This is a genomic window from Stieleria sp., assembly GCF_041595215.1.
In the GTDB taxonomy this organism is placed as follows: Bacteria; Planctomycetota; Planctomycetia; order Pirellulales; family Pirellulaceae; genus Stieleria; species Stieleria magnilauensis.
This window is the reverse complement of record NZ_JBFHKV010000973.1, coordinates 1-3278: the sequence shown is the minus strand read 5'-3', so window position 1 is coordinate 3278 and position 3278 is coordinate 1. Positions and strand designations below refer to the sequence as shown.

Below are 3278 nucleotides of genomic sequence, written 5' to 3'. Positions count from 1 at the left end.
GTCCTGGACGTTGGGCCGTCGCTGGGCGATGGAAGAAATGACCGATCGTTACCTTTGGATCGAATCGGCGATCGGGACGTCCACGTTTCCGCTGACGCCGCCGGTGCTCCAGTCGCTTTCGCAATTGACGGGAACGCAATGGCTCACCGTCGATGAATCGGGAGAGGTGTTGTCATCGACGTTGCCGCCGGAAACGACCGCCGCGGCGGATGTCCCCGGCGCTGGTCTCCCCGGGGTTGATCCGCGGGTTGATCCCGGCCGTGGTCCCGCGCAGGCTCCGGTGGACCTGGTGCTCGGCTCGACCGAGTTTTTTGCGTTTGCGTTTGATCGCCGCGGGGCGGGCGGTGGCAGCGACCGGGTTTCGACCATTGTTGTTTTATTCGCCAAGCAAAACGTCGATGCGGTCGCCAAGCGGGCGGCCGTGTTGCCGCTGTTGACGGGCTTGTCAACGATCGCGGTGGTCAGTGTGTTGATGTTCTTGTTGACCTCGCGTCTGATCGGCAGACTCAAACGACTGGAAACCCAAGTCGATCGCATCGCCGCCGGTGACTTTGAATCGGAACTCTCCGACGCGGGGCCCGATGAGATTGGGCGTTTGGCCAAAGCGATCAGCACGATGGCGGATCAGCTCAGCGCGTTGTGGGACCAGATCAACCGCCAACAGGGCGCCAAGCTCTTGCACCAGATTTCCGGCGGGATGGCTCACCAGCTTCGCAACACCCTGACCGGTGCCAAGATGGCGATGGAGTTGCATCAAGGGAAACTGAAGCAAACGCCGGACGATGAAGTCCGTGTGGCGCTTCGACAATTGGAGATCGCCGAAGAGTACGTCGGCCGACTGCTTGCGCTCGGTCGTGGTCAAGACTCGACAGACCAGCCCCAGCGGGTCAGCGCGTGTTTGGACGATGTGCGTTCGACGCATCAACCGATTGCCGATCATCTCCGTGTGGATTTGAATTGGTCGATCGATGCTTCGACGCAGACGGTGCTGGTCAAGAACGGGGCGTCGTTTTCGGCCGCGGTGTCGAACCTGGTGCTCAATGCGATGCAGGCCGGGACCACGATCGAAGTCACCGCCGACGTGGATCAACCCGATCGATGTGTCGTCTCGGTCAGCGATGATGGGCCTGGCGTTGACGCATCGGTTTCCCAGACACTGTTTGACCCCTTTGTCACGTCCAAGCCCGAAGGGCTGGGGCTGGGGTTGCCGCTGGTGAAACGGACGGCCGAATCGTTGGGTGGTTCGATCCGGTGGCGGCGTGGTTCAGAGAAAACGACGTTCGAGCTGGCGGTGAACGTCAGCAGTGAACGTAACACGAGAGAGTCAACCGAATGAGTGGTCGTGATCAACCGCAGCGTGCCGCTGGCGACGTGTCGGCGAGGGATCAAGCAACCGTACTGGTCGTCGATGACGAACCTTCGATTTGCTGGGCGTTTGAGCGTCTGCTGTCCGACCTGGGACACGTGGTCAAGACGGCGTCCTCGGCCGAAGAAGGGCTGCAGCTTGCCGCGGCCGAGCGCCCGGATCTTGTCCTGTTGGATGTGCGGTTGCCAAAGGAGGACGGGATTTCTGCGCTGCCCAAGTTTATCGAGGCCAGCGGCGGCAGTCCGGTGATCGTGATGACGGCGTTCGGCGACCTGGAAACGGCGGTTGCGGCCGTCCAGCGGGGCGCCAGTGATTACCTGGTCAAACCGTTTCGGCTGGACGATGCACGTCGCGTCTGTCAGGTCGCGCTTTCAACGTCCAAGTCCCGTTCGGCTCCGGTGCCGGTCGTGCGCAAAGACCAGCGAGAGCAGCGTCTGGTCGGCAGCTCGCCGGCGATGCAGCAGGCGTTTCGGCAGATCGCGTTGGTGGCCGCCAGCGATCTGTCGGTGTTGATCACGGGAGAAACCGGGACCGGAAAAGAGCTGGTCGGCGCGGCCATTCATCGACACAGCCATCGCGGCAAAGAAGTGTACCTGCCGATCGCCCCGGTGACGTTGAACGAAGACCTGGTCGAGAGTGAGTTATTCGGTCATGTCAAAGGCGCCTTCACCGGCGCCGACACCGATCGATCGGGTCTGTTTGATCGTGCCGAAGGTGGCACGGTGTTCTTGGATGAAATCGGTGATCTGCCGATGGGGGTGCAAGTCAAGTTGTTGCGGGTGTTGGATCAAGGTGAATACCTGAGGGTGGGGGACGTGCATCCGCGACGGTGCAACGTGCGGATTCTGGCCGCGACCAACCGAGACCTTCACGAAGCCATGCGATCAGGGCAGTTTCGCGAGGATCTTTATTATCGCCTGAGCGGGCTGCACATCCATCTGCCTCCGCTGCGTGAACGTTTGGAAGACGTCGCGGTGTTGTGTCGTTATTTTTTGTCGCGATTGGGCAACGAATCGGCGGCGGAATCCTTATCCGAGGAATTGATCAAGGAATTGTGCGGGCGACCTTGGCATGGCAATGTTCGCGAATTGAGCAACGCGGTGGAGCACGCCGCCGTCCTGGCACGCGGCCGTTCATTGACGATCGACGACTTTCCCGACCCACAACTCGGTCGCGAGCCGAACGAGTCGCCGCGGCCCGATGCAGCGTTGGCCGATGCCGTCGCGGCGTGGTGCAAGGAACGTCTCGACGGGGCCGGCGAAGCGGATTCGTTGACGACGCTGCACGCCGATTTGATTGCCGCGGTCGAACCCACGCTGCTTCGTTTGACGCTGCAGTCGACCGCGGGTAGCCGTGCCGCAGCGGCCGACCGGCTGGGCATTCACCGCGGTACGCTGCGAGAGAAGCTGCGTCACTATGGGATCGGCGACGTCGATGCCGCGGGCGGAACGTGACCGCGCGTCGATCGATTCAGCGGGCGTCGATCGATTCAGCTGGCGCCGGGGCAGAGGTGTGCGGCACGACCAGCCGTTGGCGAATCGCCAAAACGTCGCGCAGCGATTCCTGGCATTGCCGGACATCGCGACGCTCCGACGCGTTCATCAGCGCGAGTGCCGGATCGGTGAAGGCCGGGAATCCGACGGTGCCGCCGGAACCTTTGAGCCAATGGGCTTCGTCATACAGCTCGTCAAAGGACTTGGTTTGCACCATCGACAACATGCCCATCAACCGCACATCAAGCTGTTGAAGGAAGTCGACCACGATGTCCAAGTAGTCTTCGTCGTCCAGCGGTAGCGTGCACTCGATGGGCGCGTTGTCGGGGCTGGACGGCTGCGGGGCGGACTGCCGAGCACCCGCTTCCAAGGCACTGGCTTCCAGACCATTGGCTTGCGGCAGACTGGGTGGGGCGGGC

Annotated in this window: 3 protein-coding genes; 2 read left to right on the top strand and 1 reads right to left on the bottom strand. The window is 62.1% G+C overall.

Translation table 11 applies throughout. From position 1 onward, the window contains the following. On the top strand, nt 1-1336 hold a 1336-nt coding region (locus ABX749_RS26980), incomplete at its 5' end, for a PAS domain-containing sensor histidine kinase (protein WP_372898751.1). Continuing rightward, a complete protein-coding gene (locus ABX749_RS26975) occupies nt 1333-2820 on the top strand; it encodes a sigma-54-dependent transcriptional regulator (RefSeq protein WP_372898750.1) in 1488 nt (495 codons plus the stop codon). The genes ABX749_RS26980 and ABX749_RS26975, both read left to right, overlap by 4 nt. Before the next feature lie 16 nt (nt 2821-2836). Here ABX749_RS26975 and ABX749_RS26970 read toward each other — a convergent pair. After that, the coding region (locus ABX749_RS26970) for an Hpt domain-containing protein (RefSeq protein ID WP_372898749.1) at nt 2837-3278 on the bottom strand (442 nt) is incomplete at its 5' end.